We start from the raw sequence: 14,957 nt of genomic DNA on the forward strand, positions 1-14,957 counted from the left end.
TCAGGCCGCCCTCTGCCGCAGCCGCGGGTCGAGCGCGCCATAGAGCAGGTCGACCACGAAATTGGCGGTCACCATGGTCGCCGCCACCAGCAGCAGGATGCATTGCACCACCGCGAGGTCGCGGTTGGCGACGGCCACCACCAGCAGCCGCCCGACGCCGGGCCAGGAGAAGACGCTCTCCACCACCACGGCGCCGGCGATCAGCGAGCCCACCATGAAGCCGATGATGGTGACGGTCGGGATGGCCGCATTCGGCAGCGCATGGCCCCAGACCACCGCCCGCCAGGGCACGCCCTTGGCGGAGGCCGTGCGGATATAGGGCTGGCCCAGCACCTCCAGCATCGCGCTCCGGGTGAAGCGCGCCAGCACCGCCGCGCCGCCGACGCCCATGGTGACGATGGGGAGGATGGCGTGGCGCCAGCTCTCCTGCCCGCCCGAGGGCAGCCAGCCGAGCTGCACCGCGAAGACCAGCACCAGCAGCAGCCCGAGCACGAAGGAGGGCACGGTGAAGCCGGCGACGGCCAGCATCATCACCGCCCGGTCGATCAGCGAATTGCGGTGCAGCGCCGCGGTGATTCCGGCCGGGATGCCGAGGCCGAGCTTGATCAGCAGCGCCGGCACCGTCAGCGCCAGCGTCGCCGGGATGCGCTCCGCGACCAGGGCGATGGCGTCGCGCCCGTCGCGCATGGAGCGGCCGAGGTCGCCGCTGAGGATCGCCCCGAAATAGTGGAGGTACTGCACCCAGAGCGGCTCCTCGAGCCCCCAGGCGCGGCGGAAGGCGGCGATGGCCTCGGGCGGGGCATCGGCGCCCATGATGATCTGCGCCGGGTCGCCTGAGAGGCGCAGCACGACGAAGGCGAAGCTCACCACCATGACGATGGTGATGGCGGCGCGCAGCAGGCGGAAGCCGAGGAAACGGAGCATCAGGCGGCCTTTCGCGCCGGAACATCGCCCTGCGCCACATGGCAGGCGACGCGGCGGCCGTCGCCGGCGCGGGGCTTCAGCACTGGGTCCTCGCGCGTGCAGACCGCGACGGCCGCCGGGCAGCGCGGATGGAAGGCGCAGCCGCCCGGCCGGTCGGCCGGGTTGGGCGGGTCGCCCTGCAGCAGGATGCGCCGCTGCCGGCGGCCGGGATGCGGGATGGCGGAGACCAGCGCCTGGGCATAGGGGTGCGCCGGGTCGTGCAGCACCGCATCCGGCTCGCCCTCCTCGACGATGCGGCCGAGATACATCACCGCGACCCGGTGGCTCACCTGCCGCACCGCCCGCAGGTCGTGGCTGACGAAGAGGATGGCGGTGCCGAGCCGCGCCTGCAGCTCCACCAGCAGGTTCATCACCTGCGCCTGGATGGAGACGTCGAGGGCGCTGATCGGCTCGTCGCAGACCAGCAGCGCCGGGTCGGTCGCCAGCGCGCGGGCCAGCACCGCGCGCTGGCGCTGGCCGCCGGAGAGCTCGTGCGGGTAGCGCCCGGCCTGGTCGGGGCGCAGGCCGACATCGCGGAGCAGCACCGCGACCCGGTCCGGCCGGTCGCCGATGCCGTGGATCTCCAGCGGCTCGGCGATCTGCGCACCGATGGTCATGCGCCGGTCCAGCGCGCCGAGCGGGTCCTGGAAGACCATCTGCATCCGCGCCCTGAGCGCGCGCCAAGCCAGCGTGCCGGGGCCGGGCATCGGCTTGCCCTCGAAGGCGACGCTGCCGGCATCGGGCCGCTCCAGCCCCAGCACCAGGCGGCCTGTGGTCGACTTGCCGCAGCCGCTCTCGCCGACCAAGCCGAGGGTGCGGCCGCGCTCCAGCGTGAGCGAGACGCCATCCACCGCCCGCACCTCGACCGGGCGGCCCAGCAGGCCGCGGCGCATGGCGTAGCGGCGGGCGAGGCCCGTGGCCTCGAGCAGGGGTGCGCCCCTCATGCCGGCACCAATTCCCGCGCCGCGCGCAGGCAGGCGGCGGCATGGCCGGGCTCGACGGCGACGGCCTCCGGCACGCCCGCGGCGCAGGCGGCGGCGGCATGCGGGCAGCGCGGGGCGAAGGCGCAGCCGGGCGGCATGGCATTCGGCTCCGGCACGCCGCCGGGGATGGCGGCGAGCGGCCGGCGCGGGCCGTCCAGCGGCGGCAGGGCGCCGAGCAGGCCCTGCGTGTAGGGATGGGTTGGCCGGGCGAAGAGGCGGCCGACCGGCGCCTCCTCGACGATCCGCCCGGCATACATCACCGCGACGCGCTCGCAGGTCTCCGCCACCACGCCGAGATCGTGGGAGATGAGCACGAGCGCCATCCCCGTCTCCCGCCTGATCGCCGCCAGCAGCTCCAGGATCTGCGCCTGGATGGTGACGTCGAGCGCCGTCGTCGGCTCGTCCGCCACCAGCAGCTCCGGCTGGCCGGCCAGCGCCATGGCGATCATTACCCGCTGGTTTTGCCCGCCGGACAGTTCATGCGGATAGGCATCCATCCGCCGCCCGGCATCGGGGATGCCGACCTGGTCGAGCAGCCGCCGCGCCTCGGCCCGCGCCGCTGCGCCATGCAGCCCGCGATGCAGGCCGAGCGCCTCCGCCACCTGGCGGCCGATGCGGTGCACCGGGTTGAGGCTGCTCGCCGGGTCCTGGAAGATCATGGCGACGCGGCCGCCGCGCACCCGGTCGAGCAGCGCGGGCGGCGCCCCCAGCAGCTCCTCGTCGCCGAGGCGGACGCTGCCGGCGACCCGCGCCTGGCCCGGCAGCAGGCCGAGCGCTGCGAGCCAGGTGACCGACTTGCCGCAGCCGCTCTCGCCGACCAGGCCGAGCGCCTCGCCGCGGCCGATGGCGAGGTCGATGCCGCGCAGCGCCGGCGCGCCGCCGAAATCGACGGTGAGGCCGCGCAGCGCGATCAACGGCTCAGACACCCCAATTCGCCGCGCGGAAGTCCATGGCGAAGGCCGGCGCCGCGCGCCAGCGGATGTCGCGGCGCTTCGCGGTGAAGGTGGCGTTCTGGTGCAGCACCGTAAAGGCCGGGTCCTCGCGCTCGGCGATCTCCAGCATGCGGCGGAAGACCGTCTTGCGCCGGGCGCGGTCGGTGCTGGTCTCGAGCTCGACCGAGAGGCGGTTGAACTCCTCGTTCGTCCACTCGCCGACCTGCTGCTGCTGGCCGTTCGGCCCGTGCTGGTTGGTGAGCGAGGAGACGGGGTCGCTGAACAGGCCCGAGTTGGACCAGTCGCGCACCGCCCGCGTCGGCGTCTGCTCCAGGATCTGCGACCAGTTCTCCTTCATCTCGATCTGCACGTTGAGGCCGGCGGCGCGCCACATCTCCACCAGCACCTGGGCCGTCGCCACCTGGTTGGTGTAGTAGTTGTTCAGCAGGCGATAGGGGATCGGCTCGCCCTTGTAGCCAGCCTCGCGCAGCAGGCGACGGGCCTCGGCTGGGTCGTATTTCGGCACCTCCCAGTCGGCCTGGAACATCTCGCCGTAGAACTCCCATTGCAGCCCGCGCGGGATGGCGGTGCGGCCGGCCCAGAGGCTGTCGACGATCGCCTGCCGGTCGATCGCATGGGTGAAGGCGCGGCGCACGCGCGGGTCCCGCAGCACCGGGTAGTTCCTGTCGAACACCGTCAGCCGGTGGTTCGGGATGGTGCCGCCCAGCACCTCGAAGGCGCGGTTGCGTTCGATGCCGGCGATCTGGTCGGGCGGGATGTCGCAGGCGAAGTGGTACTCGCCGGAGAGCAGGCCGTTCACCCGCGACGAGACCTCCGGCACCTCGACGAAGCGCAGCTGCTTCAGCGGCGGGCGGCCGCCCCAGTACTCGTCATGCGCGGCGAGCGTGAGCGAGTTGTCGGCGCGGAACTCCACCACCTTGTAGGGGCTGGTGGTGATGGGCTGGCGCGCCCAGTCGAGCCAGGTGGCGGCCTCGGCGAAGCCCCGCCGGCTGCCGATCTCGGAGCCGGAGCGGGCGAGGCGCCCCTCCAGCGTCACGTCCGGCGTGCGGTTGACCCAGCGGAGCGTGTACTTGTCGACGATCTCGATGCGCTCGAAGCCGGGGAAGCTGCGGTTGGCGACGGCGGGCACCTCCTGCGGCAGCTCGCGGCCGGCGCGGCCCGGATTGACCTCGGTGATGCGGATGGTGCTGCCGCTGTTCGGGCCGCCCGGGCCGAACATGCGCTCGTTGCCGAAGGAGAAGGCGACGTCCTCGGCCGTCAGCTCCTCGCCGTTATGGAATTTCACGCCCTGGCGAAGCTTGAGCTCGACCACGCTGTCGCTGATGCGGCGCGTCTCGGTGGCCAGCACCGGGACGGTTTCCAGCCGGCTCGCATAGTTGCGGCCGAGCAGGCCCTCCCAGAGCGAGGTCAGCATCACCCGCTCGCCGACATTGCTCTGCTCGCGCAGCGGCTCCAGCGTGTTGGAGTTGCTGATCTTCTGCACCGCGACGGTGATGCTCGGCCGCTGGTCGGACTGGCCGATGGCGAAGCGTGGCAGGCCGGCGGCGAGCGCGGTGCCGGCGATGAGGCTGCGACGGTCGATCATGCTGGGGTCCCCCGGTCTTCGAGCCCATCGGGCGTGGCGCGGAAGGCGGTCAGCGTGCGTTCCGCATGGCGCAGCCGCCAGGACAGGGCGCGCTGCGCATACTCCTTGACGAGGCCCGCATGCGCTGTGCTCTCGGCGAGGTTGCTGAACTGGTGCGGGTCTCGCTCGAGGTCGAAGAAGAGCGGCGGCAGGGCGGCGAAGTGGACATACTTGTACCGCCCGTCCTGGATGACGCAGAGGCTGCACTCGTCCATGTGCAGGCCGAGATCGGTCTCCGGCTGCGAGTAGAAGACGTCGCGGAAGTCGAACTCGTAGTGCAGCGCGTCGCGCCAGCCCTGGGGCGCGCCGCCGGCCAGCAAGGATGCGAGCGAGCTGCCGTCGCAGGCGCGGGGAATCTCGCCGCCGAGCGCCTCGAGGATGGTCGGCATCAGGTCGATGCTCTCGGTCGGCGCGCCTTCCACAGCGCCGGGGCGAGCGGGGCGGCCAGCCTCCTTCACCACCAGCGGGATGCGGAAGCTCTCGTCGAAATAGCCGATCTTGCCGAGCAGCCAGTGGTCGCCGAGCTGCTCGCCATGGTCGGAGGTGAACACCACCATGGTGTCCTCCCACTGCCCGGTCTCCTCGAGATAGGCGAAGACGCGGCCGAGATTGTCGTCGATCTCGCTGATCAGCCCGGCATAGGTGGCGCGCATCAGCCGCACCGAAGCCTCCTCCAGCCCCGTCGCCGCGCCGCCCGCGCCGTGGAAGAAGGAGCCCTGGCCGATGCCGCGCAGGTAGAAGTCGAGCAGCGGGTGCTGCTTCGCCTCCTCGCGCCAATCGGCCGAGCGCACCGGGCCCGGCATGGCGGCGGGCGCGTACATCGCATTGTAGGGCGCCGGCGCGATGAAGGGCGGGTGCGGCCGGTAGTAGCCGAGATGCAGGAACCAGGGCTTGCCGTTGACGCCCTTCAGATAGGTCAGCGCCCGCTCGGTGAAGTAGGCGGTGTCGGAGAGCTCGGCCGGGATGCGGCAGGGCCGGTCGGTGGCGCCGGGCACGGCATCCTCGCCGGCGGGCAGCCAGATATCCTCGCGCCGCTCCGGCAACCTGTAGCCCTTATGGGCGAGCCAGCCGAAATAGCCGTCCATCGTCGGCTCGAAGGCGCCGACGCTGCGGAAGCCTTCCATCAGGTCGCCGAGATAGGTGAAGCGCTGGTCGCGCGGGCCGGTGGTGCGCGGATCGGGCGTCGTCGTCGTGTAGCCGATCAGCGCCGGGTCGTAGCCGATGCGGCGCAGGGCCTTGCCAAGGTTCATGTGCCGTGCGTCGAGCGGCACGGTGTTCTGCACCGCCCGGTGGTTCATCAGGTAGAGGCCGGTCAGCAGGCTGGCCCGCGCCGGGCCGCAGGGCACCGTTGTCGTCACGTGGTTGCGGAACGTGACCCCTTCGCGGCACAGGCGGTCGAGATTGGGCGTCTTCAGGAAATTGGCGCCCAGCCATGGCACGAAATCCGCCCGCCACTGATCCACCACGATGAGAAGCACGTTCCGCGGCCGGTGCATCATCCATCCCTCTCCGAGCGCCGCCGATAGCGCATGCGGCTTGACAGGCGTATGGCGGTTCGACGTCCATTCGATGACAGCTTGCAGGTTGCGCGCTTCGGGCGGTTGAATGCATCAATAATCGGAGGAAACGTCGATGCGCGCAGCCATCTTCCGCGGGGGCGATCTGGTGGTGGACACCATCCCCGACCCGTTGCTCGGCAAGGGCCAGGTGCTGGTCCGCACGCGCGCCTGCGGCATCTGCGGCTCCGACCTCCACGCCGCCAAGCACGCGCAGGAATTCGCCGAGCTTTCCGCCCGCAGCGGCGGGCGCTTCGGCATGCCGGCCGATCGCGATGTGGTGTTCGGCCATGAATTCGTCGGCGAGGTGGTGGCGAACGGGCCGGGCACCGAAGGTCGTTTCATGCCCGGCACCCTCGTCACCTCCATGCCGCTGACCATCCGCGGCAGCACCGTGCAGGGCATCGGCTACAACCCGGAGGTGCCAGGCGCCTTCGCCGAATACATGCCGCTCGCCGAGCGCATGCTGCTGCCGCTGCCGGAGGGGATGGAGCCGGACCATGCGGCAATGGTGGAGCCGATGGCGGTCGGGCTGCATGCCGTCAATTTCGGACATATAACGGAGGCGGACGTGCCGCTCGTCATCGGCTGCGGGCCGGTCGGCCTAGCGGTGATCGCGGCACTGCGGCTGCGCGGCGCGGGGCCGATCATCGCCTCCGACTACTCGCCCGCGCGGCGGGCGCTGGCCGAGCGGATGGGGGCGACGACGGTGGTCGACCCCGCAAAGGACTCGCCCTATGCGGCGCTCGAGGCGGCGGTGACGCCGGCGGGCTTCGATGCGAGCCGCTATGCGCAGCTCTTCGGCCAGGGGCCGCGGCGGCGCCCGGCGATCGTCTTCGAATGCGTCGGCATCCCCGGCGTCCTGCAGCAGATCATGGAGGGCGCGCCGGCGGGTGCGCGCGTCGTCGTCGTCGGCGTCTGCATGCAGCCGGACCGCATCGAGCCCTTCTTCGGCATCGTCAAGCAGATCAGCCTGCAATTCGTGCTGGCCTACACGCCGGAGGAGTTCCGCGAGACGCTCGGCCACATCGCCGCCGGGCGGATGGATGTGGCGCCGCTGGTCACCGGGCGGACGGGGCTCGACGGCGTGCGCCAGGCCTTCCAGGACCTCGCCAACCCGGAGCGGCACGCGAAGATCCTGGTGGAGCCCTGGCGCTAGCCGCGGCGCAGCAGCCGCATCGCCGCGGCGAGGCGGAGGCGGAGGCCCGGGCCGCTGCCGCCCCGCAGGGCGCGCCATCCGGTGGCGAGCAGCGCCCGCCCCGCAGCGCCGAGGCGATGGACGAGCGCCCGCGCCGCCACCCAGGCCGGGATGCCCTCCAGCAGCGCATGCCCATAGGCCAGCAGCCGCACCGTCCGGTCATAGGCCCAGGCGAAGGCGGGTACCTGCAGCATCTTCGGCCGGGCGATGGCGAAGAGCCGGGCGGAGAAGGCGACCCCCACCACCTTCGCCCCCAGCAGCAGCGCCACGCCGAGCACGAAATGCCCGTGCAGGAAGAGCCAGAGCTCGCCGAACTTCAGCAAGGGAATGACGGCGAGGAAGGGCAGCACGAAAACCACCACCACCATCCGCGGGCTGAGCCGCGCCACCAGCCGCTCCGCCAGGGCGAAGACGGGCAGCTGCGACAGCGCCCGGCCGAGCGCCATCAGCCAGCGCCACAGCGTCGCCTCCAGCAGCACCGCGACGAGGGCAAGCAGGATGATGGGAATATGCGCGATGCGGCGAAGGGCGGGCCGGGTCATCGCCCCAGCCTAGCACGGAAGGCTCAGTAGATCCCCATGGCCAGGCCCGCGCCGAGCGCCGCGCCCAGCTCCTCGCAGCGCCGCAGCTCCTCGGGCGGGATGGTCTTGGGGGCGAGGATCGCCTCCGCCGTCTGCGCCCGGGTGCAGAGGATCAGCGGCTCCGCCACCGGCCGCAGCCGCCAGCCGGTGGCGATGCGGGCGAGCTGCCGCGCGGCGTTGCTGCCGTCGCTGCCGGCGCAGATCATCGCCGCATAGGGGCGGCCGTTCACCCGGTCCAGCACGGGGTAGTAGCTGCGGTCGAAGAAGTCCTTCATCAGCCCGGCCATGGCGGCGAGGTTCTCCGGGGTGGCGAAGAGGTAGCCATCGGCCGCGAGCACGTCGCCGGGCCCGGCCTCGGCGGCCGGCAACAGGCGCACCTCGACCTCGCCGGCGGCGCCGCGGGCGGCGGCCTCGGCCATCTGCCGGGTGCCGCCGGTCGTGCTGTGCCAGACGAGGAGGAGCGACCTCACCGCCTCAGGCCGGCGGCCAGGACACCGCGACATCGCCGGTGACGACGGCCTGGCAGGCCATCCGCCAGCCCTCGGCGAGTTCCGCCTCGCCCAGGTGCCGCCGCTCCCGCAGCGTCACCGGGTCGAGGTGGTCGCGCCCCTTCTCGATGCGGCAGCGGCAGGTGCCGCAGACGCCGCCGGCGCATTTGAAGGGGATGCCGCCCGCCTCGCGGATGGAAAGGCGCAGCAGGGTGATCGCCCCATCCGCCTCGGCCTGCCGCCCGCTGGTCAGGAAGCGGACGGTGATCATGGCTGGCGCGGCGGGGCGCCGCCGCCTTCGGCCGGGCCGCCCGGGGCGGGGGACTGGCCGCTCGCGGGCGTCATGCGTTCGCCGAGGGCCTGCATCTCGCGCCGCTGCTGCGCGAGGCGGGCCTCGGCCTCGGCGATCTCGCCGACGAGCTCCTGGCGGCGCTGCTCCATCTGCGCCACCTGCTCCCGCAGCGCGGCCGCCTGGTCGAGCAGCTGGGCGGCGTCGCGGCGGGCGGCCTCGGTGGCGCGCGCCTGGGTCTCCGCCTCGGCCAGCGCGGCGCGCCGGGCGGCGAGCTGCGTGCCGGCCGCCTCGGCCTCGGCCCGCACGGAGGCGAGGCGCCTCTCCTCGGCCGCGGTGCCGTCGCGCAATTCGGCCAGCCGGCGCTCGGCGGCGCCGACCTCCTGGCGCAGCGCGGCGCTGCGCTGCTCGAGGCCGCGCAGCGCCGCCTGGGCCTCGTCCCGGGCAGTGGCGAGCCGTGCCAGCTCGGCCTGGGCCTGCTCCACCGCGCCGCGCCGCTGGGCGAGGGCGGCCTCGGCCTGGCTCAGCTCCCCGCGCAGGCCGGCGAGGCGACGGTCGGCCTCGCCGGCCTGCTGCTCGCTGGCGCGGGCGCGGCCGGCGGCCTCCTCGGCGCTGCGGTTGGTGCCCGCGAGGCGCGTCTCCGCCTCGGCCAGCGCGGTGCGGCGGGCGGCCAGCTCGCGCTCCGCCGTCGCGGTATCGGCGCGGAGGGCGGCGATGCGGCGCTCCGCCTCGCTGCCGGCCTGCTGCCGCTCCGTCAGCGCCTGCTGCGCCTCGGCGATGGTGCTGCGGAGGCTCTGCAGCCGCGCCTCCTCCTGCGTCGCCCGCTCGCGCTGGCCGACCAGGCGGCGATCCTCGTTCGCCGCCTGGTCGCGGAGGCTGGCGAGGCGGCGCTCGGTCGTCGCCGCCATCTCGCGCAGGCCGGCGAGGCGGCGCTCCTCCGCCACGGCGCGCTCGCCGAGGGAGGACAGGCGGCCATCCTGCGCCGAGGCCTGGTCGCGCAGCTCGGCGAGGCGGCGCTCGGCGGCGGCGGCCTGGTCGCGCAGGGTGCCGATCCGCGCCTCGGTCTCGCCGAGGCTGCCGCGGCGGGCGGTGCTGGTCTGCTCCAGCTCGGCGAGCTGGCGCTCCTCCTCGGCCAGGCGCTCGCGCAGGCGCCGCGCCTCGGCCTCGGCGCCGCCGCGCGCGCGCTGCGCATTGGCCAGCGCCCCGCGCGCGGCATTCAGCCGCTGCTCGAGCGCGGCGAGCTCGCCGGCGGCTTGGCGTCCGGCGGCGAGGGCGGCCTCCAGCTCGGCGACGCGGCCGCGGAGCGCGGTGCCCTGGGCTTGCGATTCCTGCAGGTTGCGCTGCATGGAGGCGATGCGCTCGCCGCGCTCGACGGTCAGGCCGCAGCCGGCCAGCGGCACCAGCAGGGCGGCAAGCGCCGGCCCGCGCCAAGACAGCAGATAAGACATCCAACCCCCCAAGCCCACGCCGCCTATGGCGCCCGTTCCGGCCGCCCGGGTCAACCACCGGTCCGTTGCATCGCCGCATCCAGAATTCACGAAAGGGTTGAGGCCGCTCCGCCATCCGGCGCCCGCCATTCGGGCCATGGCGGCGCGGCGGAAGCATGCACAGATAGTCGACATGAGCGACACCCCCTCCCCCGGCCTTCCTTCCGGTCTTTCCACCTTCTCCGACCGGCTCGCCAGCCTCGGCGCGCTGGGCGCCGCCCGCACCGTCGCCGTTCATGGCCGGGACGGCCGGGCGCGATCCGGCCTGCTCTGGGCCGAGGGGCTGGTCGTCACCGCGGAGGAGGCGCTGGAGCGCGACGACGAGCTCGCCCTGACCCTGCCGGACGGGCGGGAGGTGGCGGCGGGCCTCGCCGGGCGGGATCCTGGCACGGATGTCGCCCTGCTGCGCGCCGAGACCGGGCCGCTGCCGGCCTTCGAGCTGGCGCCGGCCGAGGCGCTGGCGGCGGGGCATCTCGTGCTGGCCATCGGGCGGGACGAGCATGGGCCGCTGGTCGCCTTCGGCGCCGCGACGCAGGTGGCGGGGCCCTGGCGCTCCATGCGCGGCGGGCGGCTGGAGCGGCGGATCCAGCTCGGCCTCAGGCTCGACCCCGCCTGCGAGGGCGGGGCGGTGCTCGACCATGCCGGGCGGCTGGTCGGCATGGCCGTGCCCGGGCCGCGGCGGCGGGCGCTCGCCATCCCGGCCGAGACCATCGCCCGGTCGGTCGAGCATATCCGCCGGCACGGGCGGGTCGCCCGCGGCTATCTCGGCCTCGCCCTGCAGCCGGTGCGGGCGGAGGGGATGCGCGGCCTCATCGTCGTCGGCATCGACCCGAAGAGCCCCGCGGGCGAGGCCGGGCTGCTGCTCGGCGACGTGCTGGCGGCCTGGGACGGGGCGCCGCTCGGCTCGGTGCGCGAGATGCTGGCGCGGCTCGACCCGGAGAGCATCGGCACCGAGGTGGCGCTCGACCTCATCCGCGGCGGCGAGCAGCGGCGGGTGACGGTGCGGATCGGCGAAAGGGCGGCCGCCTGATGGCCGCCGCGCTGCTCGACCGCCCGCCTCACGGGCCACCGCCGCGCCGGCCGGCGAGCCTGGCGGCCGTCGCGGTGCATGCCGCCGATTCGGAGATCGCCGCGCGCCTCGCGGACCTGCCGGGCATCCGCCTGGTGGAGGAGCCGGCGGCGGCCGAGGTGACCGTGACGGATACTTCAACGGTGGAGGCGGGCGGCCCGCCGACGCTGGTGCTGGCCGACGGGGCGGCGGCGCTGGCCGCGCTCCGGGCCGGCGCGCGGGCCGTGCTGCCGCCGGACGCCGCCCCGGCCCTGCTGGCCGCCGCCTTGCCGGCCATCGCCCGGGGCCTGGCGGTCCTGCCGCCGGCGCAGCTCGCCGGCCTGGCAGGGCGGGCGCCGGCCCCGGCGGCGGTGGAGGCCGGGCTGACGCGGCGCGAGCGGGAGGTGCTGGACCTGTTGGCCGCCGGCGCCTCCAACAAGGTGATCGCGCGGCGGCTCGGCCTCTCCTTCCACACGGCGAAGGCGCATGTCGCCGCGGTGCTGCAGAAGCTCGGCGCCGCGAGCCGGGCGGATGCGGTGGCGCGCGGCGCGCGGGCGGGGCTGGTGCTGCTCTGACCCCCCACGACACCGCTGCGCGGCGTCGCGGGGGCCCCGGATCGTCGCCGCATGCCCCGGGTGTCGCCCCGCCTTCCGCGGCCAAGGCGCGGAAGGGCACCAAGGCGAGGCCGCGTCAGCCTGGCAGACGGTAGAAGACCAGGCCGCCGATCTCGGCCGTCGGCACTTGGCCGATCGCCCAGCCGGGAAGCGAGGCGCCGTCATGCCAATGGGTGGCGCCTTCGGTCGGGTCCGGCAGGGCGCCGCCCAGCGCGCGGGCGGCGATGCGGCGGCACATCTCCATCGCCGCATCGGCCGGCGCCTCGGCCCGCAGCCCGCCGGGCTGCCAGCACCGGAAGAGGAAGGGCGCGCGGCAGGCCTCCGCCAGCAGCGCCCTCCAGCCCGCCCCGGCCTGGCGCCCGGGGTGAAGCGCATGCGCGGAGCCGGGGCCTCCGCCGCCATTCTGGCCCGGTTCACCACCAGGGCGGCCAGCGCCTCGATGGCACGGACGGGGCGGCTGCCGGCCTCGGCGCGCAGGGTGAGGGCGAGGATGTCGGCGGCGCCCATCACTCGTCCGCCCCGAGCCGGTCGCGCAGGCGGATGGTGCCCACGGCTTCCAGCTTCTCCTCGATCCGCAGCAGGTGCTGCGACAGGCGCCGGTCCACGTCCCGGATGAGCGAGAGCGGGACGTAGCTGCGCGCCACCTCCAGCTTGAACTCGGCCAGCTCGTCGCGGGTGCGGCGGACCTCGTCGCTCTCCCGCTCGGTCGTGCGGTCGATGCGGTCGTGCAGGTCCTTCCGCAGGCCATGCAGCATCCAGAACAGGGCGGCGGCGATCGGCGCCTCCACGGCGCTGATCCACCAGGTGGGTTCGATTGACATCGCGGCTCACATGCCTCCTTGAAGCGGCGTGCCGGCACGACCACCCTCGGGCGGCACCGGGACGCGATGGAACAGTGACGATCTGGAACGAGCCCTATCTCGAGACCTGCTGCCGCGCGGCGCTCCACCGGCTGGTGCTGGTGGGCGCGGGCGGGCGGCCCGACGGGCTGAAGGACGGGCCCTGCCTGGAGCGGCTCCAGGGCATGGGCCTTGCCCGGCTCCGGGCGGATGGGCGCTACGAGCTGACCCCGGCCGGCCGCGAGCGGCATGCCGAGGAGATCCTGAAGCTGCGGAAGGTGGGTTAGCCGCAATGCTGTTCATTTTGGGATTCTTATCGCGGCCTTGTAATCAACACGCGTAATCGGCTGCGGTGCGCGCGGGCGTAGCGGGTAGTTGCTCATCTTTCGCTTGACCCCGCGCGGTACCTGGCGACCGCGACCGCTGACCGCACGCTCTTCCAGGATCTCGTCCAGCACTGCCTTATGCAGGCTACGCCTGCCCCGAGGGGGAAAGCGCTGCGAAGTGCGGGATCTTGCGGCGGATAACCTGCATAGCGTGCGAGAAGGACAACCGGTCGGGATCCTCATCGGCCTGCAGAGCGGCTTCGTGCATCAGCCCGCGCACAGCGAAATGCGTCAGCAGCAAGCCCCAGACCTCCTGGCGCACCAGCGCCGGCGTCTTGGAGCGCAGCACCACCCGCGCGCCGCGGAGCTGCGTCTTCAGCTCCGCCAAAGCCACCTCGATCTCCCACCGCTCGTGGTACAGCGCGGCCAGCTCCGCCGCCGGCGCGCGCTGCGGATCGAGGATGCTGGTCACCACGCGATAGAGCGGCTCGGCATCGGAGATGCCCTCCAGCCGGTACTCCACCACGCGCAGCCGCAGGCCGTGGCTGCGGTGCCGGCGATCTGCCGCGCTTGGATAGGCTGTGGTCAGGTAGGAGCCGTCCGGCAGCACCTGCTCACGTGGCAGCCGCAGGTTGCTCCTGACGCGCCAGAGCAGGTTGGCGCCGCTGCGCGCCGCCCGGCTCCAGAGCGCATGGCCGAAGAACTGCCGGCCGGCCAGGCACAGCATGCCAGGCCGCAGCGCGTCCAGCACGGCGTACGCCAGCGTCGTCTCGCCCTCGCCATAGCGGCCCAGCCGCGCGCCGAACAGCACATGCGTGCCGTTCTCGACCAGCGCCACGAGCCGGAGCTGCGGGAAGGCGCTCTCGCCCCGGCTGGCCCCGGGCAGGCCGAACTCGGCCCGGTTCTCCGCCGTGTCGGCCACGTCCAGGCAGGTGCCATCCAGGCTGGTCAGCCGCCAGCCGCGGTACCGTGCTCCCTGGGTGGCGGGCGTGGCGATCGGCCGCACCAACGCTTCGTAGAGCCGCTGCAGCGGGTTGAAAGCAATGCTTTCAACCTCCAAGCCGGCTGCGTGCCTGCGAGATGCCGCTCTTGCCGGCAACCCGCACCGCCTCAGCACCCCAAAGCCAGCGCAGCCCCTCCAGCAGGCAGCGCAGCACCTCACGCGTGCTCGACCCCATGTAGAGAGCCATGGCAATGACGTAGTAGACCATCACCGACGCCGGCAGGTCGCGCTCGCGTTCGCTGGCCCGGCCGGTCTCGGCGAGCACCTCGCGCACCCGCGCCAGCGGCACTGCCCGGGCAATCACCCCGAGGCTGATGTGGTCACTCAGACGAACGCCAGCCGGCAGGCCAGCAGGAACACCGGCCATGGCTGCCAATCCTGCGTCACCCAGGGGCCGCCATCATAAGCTCCTCGAGCCTCAAAGTGAACAGCATTGGGCTTAGCCCCAGTGGCCTTTCCACGGGTGACAGCCGGTAGGGCGAAGATGTCGCACGGCATGCCCTTCAGTGTTGCCGTTTCGGCCGGCGGCCCATTAATCGGGCGGCGGGGCAGGTAGAACAGCCTTGAGGTGTCGGTGCAGGCTTGGTCATGGCTCAGCCCCAGCGTTGCGGCCAGCGCCTCGATCCGCTCCTTCCAAGCGTCGTTAGCCTCCTGCTGATTTTTGTATCCGGACGCCAACCAGGGCCGCAGCAGTGGGAGGGCGACGCGGAATTTGGGGCAGGGCTGGTGCTCGAACGTGACGTACTCGGCGTCTTCTTCCACAATCCGCGCCCCCGCGGCGATGCGCGGCAGGTAGTTCTTCTCGGTCTCGAGGAAGGCAGCGGGCGCCAGCGCCTGGTCGGTCGCAGCGATCCGGAACCTGTCCCAGTTGCCGCGCTTGACCCGGGTGGTGGAGGCCAGATGGGAGTGGGTCGAGCTGACGGCGGTGGTCCAACCCTGCTCGATGAGTGGATTGTGCAACCTGCTTTCTGGAAATTCTGGGTGGACGTGCTCAGGCATTCCGCT

The 14,957-nt window shown here is 73.2% G+C and carries 16 protein-coding genes and 1 pseudogene; 4 read left to right on the plus strand and 13 right to left on the minus strand.

Translation table 11 applies throughout. From position 1 onward, the window contains the following. From AC5JJ1_RS15160 to pehA, 5 genes are read right to left on the minus strand one after another with little or no spacing between them, the layout of a single operon-like run. Positions 1-924 carry an ABC transporter permease gene (locus AC5JJ1_RS15160; RefSeq protein WP_495785935.1) on the minus strand — a complete coding sequence of 308 codons (924 nt, stop codon included), beginning with the start codon at positions 922-924 and terminating at the stop codon, positions 1-3. After that, positions 924-1,907, minus strand: a complete 984-nt coding sequence (locus tag AC5JJ1_RS15165) for an ABC transporter ATP-binding protein (protein WP_495785936.1) — start codon at positions 1,905-1,907, stop codon at positions 924-926. The genes AC5JJ1_RS15160 and AC5JJ1_RS15165 overlap by 1 nt, the downstream gene beginning before the upstream one ends. Next, positions 1,904-2,872, minus strand: coding sequence for an ABC transporter ATP-binding protein (locus tag AC5JJ1_RS15170; protein WP_495785937.1), 969 nt, complete (start codon positions 2,870-2,872; stop codon positions 1,904-1,906). The genes AC5JJ1_RS15165 and AC5JJ1_RS15170 overlap by 4 nt, the downstream gene beginning before the upstream one ends. Further along, a complete protein-coding gene (locus tag AC5JJ1_RS15175) occupies positions 2,865-4,484 on the minus strand; it encodes an ABC transporter substrate-binding protein (RefSeq protein WP_495785938.1) in 1,620 nt (539 codons plus the stop codon). The genes AC5JJ1_RS15170 and AC5JJ1_RS15175 overlap by 8 nt, the downstream gene beginning before the upstream one ends. Then, positions 4,481-6,022 (minus strand): phosphoric/sulfuric ester hydrolase PehA, encoded by a 1,542-nt coding sequence (gene pehA, locus AC5JJ1_RS15180; protein ID WP_495785939.1) that lies wholly within the window; start codon positions 6,020-6,022, stop codon positions 4,481-4,483. The genes AC5JJ1_RS15175 and pehA overlap by 4 nt, the downstream gene beginning before the upstream one ends. A 133-nt stretch (positions 6,023-6,155) precedes the next feature. On the opposite strand from pehA, the gene AC5JJ1_RS15185 reads away from it, so the two are divergent. Continuing rightward, the gene (locus AC5JJ1_RS15185; protein ID WP_495785940.1) at positions 6,156-7,238 is read left to right on the plus strand and encodes a zinc-binding dehydrogenase; all 1,083 of its coding nucleotides are present in this window, start codon (positions 6,156-6,158) and stop codon (positions 7,236-7,238) included. Here the strand turns inward: AC5JJ1_RS15185 and AC5JJ1_RS15190 are convergent. Genes AC5JJ1_RS15190 through AC5JJ1_RS15205 form a run of 4 tightly spaced genes read right to left on the minus strand, consistent with a single transcriptional unit; the run spans position 7,235 to position 10,083 of the window. Then, positions 7,235-7,819, minus strand: a complete 585-nt coding sequence (locus tag AC5JJ1_RS15190) for a hypothetical protein (RefSeq protein WP_495785941.1) — start codon at positions 7,817-7,819, stop codon at positions 7,235-7,237. The genes AC5JJ1_RS15185 and AC5JJ1_RS15190 overlap by 4 nt on opposite strands. A 23-nt stretch (positions 7,820-7,842) precedes the next feature. Next, positions 7,843-8,328, minus strand: a complete 486-nt coding sequence (locus AC5JJ1_RS15195) for a flavodoxin family protein (RefSeq protein WP_495785942.1) — start codon at positions 8,326-8,328, stop codon at positions 7,843-7,845. Between the two features lie 4 nt (positions 8,329-8,332). After that, entirely contained in the window at positions 8,333-8,617 is a 285-nt protein-coding gene (locus AC5JJ1_RS15200; protein WP_495785943.1) for a 2Fe-2S iron-sulfur cluster-binding protein, read from the minus strand. Continuing rightward, positions 8,614-10,083 carry a coiled-coil domain-containing protein gene (locus tag AC5JJ1_RS15205; protein WP_495785944.1) on the minus strand — a complete coding sequence of 490 codons (1,470 nt, stop codon included), beginning with the start codon at positions 10,081-10,083 and terminating at the stop codon, positions 8,614-8,616. The genes AC5JJ1_RS15200 and AC5JJ1_RS15205 overlap by 4 nt, the downstream gene beginning before the upstream one ends. Before the next feature lie 172 nt (positions 10,084-10,255). Between AC5JJ1_RS15205 and AC5JJ1_RS15210 the strand changes: the two genes are divergently transcribed. Beyond that, positions 10,256-11,152 carry a S1C family serine protease gene (locus tag AC5JJ1_RS15210; RefSeq protein ID WP_495785945.1) on the plus strand — a complete coding sequence of 299 codons (897 nt, stop codon included), beginning with the start codon at positions 10,256-10,258 and terminating at the stop codon, positions 11,150-11,152. Continuing rightward, positions 11,152-11,745, plus strand: coding sequence for a helix-turn-helix domain-containing protein (locus AC5JJ1_RS15215; RefSeq protein WP_495785946.1), 594 nt, complete (start codon positions 11,152-11,154; stop codon positions 11,743-11,745). The genes AC5JJ1_RS15210 and AC5JJ1_RS15215 overlap by 1 nt, the downstream gene beginning before the upstream one ends. Before the next feature lie 115 nt (positions 11,746-11,860). Here AC5JJ1_RS15215 and AC5JJ1_RS15220 read toward each other — a convergent pair whose 3' ends face one another. Then, positions 11,861-12,028, minus strand: coding sequence for a hypothetical protein (locus tag AC5JJ1_RS15220; protein ID WP_495785947.1), 168 nt, complete (start codon positions 12,026-12,028; stop codon positions 11,861-11,863). 262 nt (positions 12,029-12,290) lie between these two features. After that, positions 12,291-12,605 (minus strand): hypothetical protein, encoded by a 315-nt coding sequence (locus AC5JJ1_RS15225; RefSeq protein WP_495785948.1) that lies wholly within the window; start codon positions 12,603-12,605, stop codon positions 12,291-12,293. 80 nt (positions 12,606-12,685) lie between these two features. Between AC5JJ1_RS15225 and AC5JJ1_RS15230 the strand changes: the two genes are divergently transcribed. Beyond that, positions 12,686-12,910 (plus strand): hypothetical protein, encoded by a 225-nt coding sequence (locus AC5JJ1_RS15230; RefSeq protein ID WP_495785954.1) that lies wholly within the window; start codon positions 12,686-12,688, stop codon positions 12,908-12,910. A 184-nt stretch (positions 12,911-13,094) separates the two neighbouring features. On the opposite strand, the pseudogene AC5JJ1_RS15235 reads toward AC5JJ1_RS15230, so the two are convergent. Together AC5JJ1_RS15235 and AC5JJ1_RS15240 are read right to left on the minus strand one after the other, a co-directional pair. Further along, positions 13,095-14,328 (minus strand): annotated as a pseudogene (locus AC5JJ1_RS15235) (IS4 family transposase). Further along, on the minus strand, positions 14,277-14,957 hold a 681-nt coding region (locus AC5JJ1_RS15240; protein ID WP_495785949.1), incomplete at its 5' end, for a hypothetical protein. The pseudogene AC5JJ1_RS15235 and the gene AC5JJ1_RS15240, both read right to left, overlap by 52 nt.

Source organism: Belnapia sp. (genome assembly GCF_059504005.1).

Excerpts from the sequence above, each read along its gene's own strand:
- AC5JJ1_RS15215 (WP_495785946.1), top strand. The coding sequence starts at position 11,152 with ATGGCCGCCGCGCTGCTCGACCGCCCGCCTCACGGGCCACCGCCGCGC.
- AC5JJ1_RS15205 (WP_495785944.1), bottom strand. The coding sequence starts at position 10,083 with ATGTCTTATCTGCTGTCTTGGCGCGGGCCGGCGCTTGCCGCCCTGCTG.
- AC5JJ1_RS15220 (WP_495785947.1), bottom strand. The coding sequence starts at position 12,028 with ATGGAGATGTGCCGCCGCATCGCCGCCCGCGCGCTGGGCGGCGCCCTG.
- AC5JJ1_RS15225 (WP_495785948.1), bottom strand. The coding sequence starts at position 12,605 with ATGTCAATCGAACCCACCTGGTGGATCAGCGCCGTGGAGGCGCCGATC.
- AC5JJ1_RS15210 (WP_495785945.1), top strand. The coding sequence starts at position 10,256 with ATGAGCGACACCCCCTCCCCCGGCCTTCCTTCCGGTCTTTCCACCTTC.
- AC5JJ1_RS15175 (WP_495785938.1), bottom strand. The coding sequence starts at position 4,484 with ATGATCGACCGTCGCAGCCTCATCGCCGGCACCGCGCTCGCCGCCGGC.
- AC5JJ1_RS15190 (WP_495785941.1), bottom strand. The coding sequence starts at position 7,819 with ATGACCCGGCCCGCCCTTCGCCGCATCGCGCATATTCCCATCATCCTG.
- pehA (WP_495785939.1), bottom strand. The coding sequence starts at position 6,022 with ATGATGCACCGGCCGCGGAACGTGCTTCTCATCGTGGTGGATCAGTGG.
- AC5JJ1_RS15160 (WP_495785935.1), bottom strand. The coding sequence starts at position 924 with ATGCTCCGTTTCCTCGGCTTCCGCCTGCTGCGCGCCGCCATCACCATC.
- AC5JJ1_RS15165 (WP_495785936.1), bottom strand. The coding sequence starts at position 1,907 with ATGAGGGGCGCACCCCTGCTCGAGGCCACGGGCCTCGCCCGCCGCTAC.
- AC5JJ1_RS15200 (WP_495785943.1), bottom strand. The coding sequence starts at position 8,617 with ATGATCACCGTCCGCTTCCTGACCAGCGGGCGGCAGGCCGAGGCGGAT.
- AC5JJ1_RS15185 (WP_495785940.1), top strand. The coding sequence starts at position 6,156 with ATGCGCGCAGCCATCTTCCGCGGGGGCGATCTGGTGGTGGACACCATC.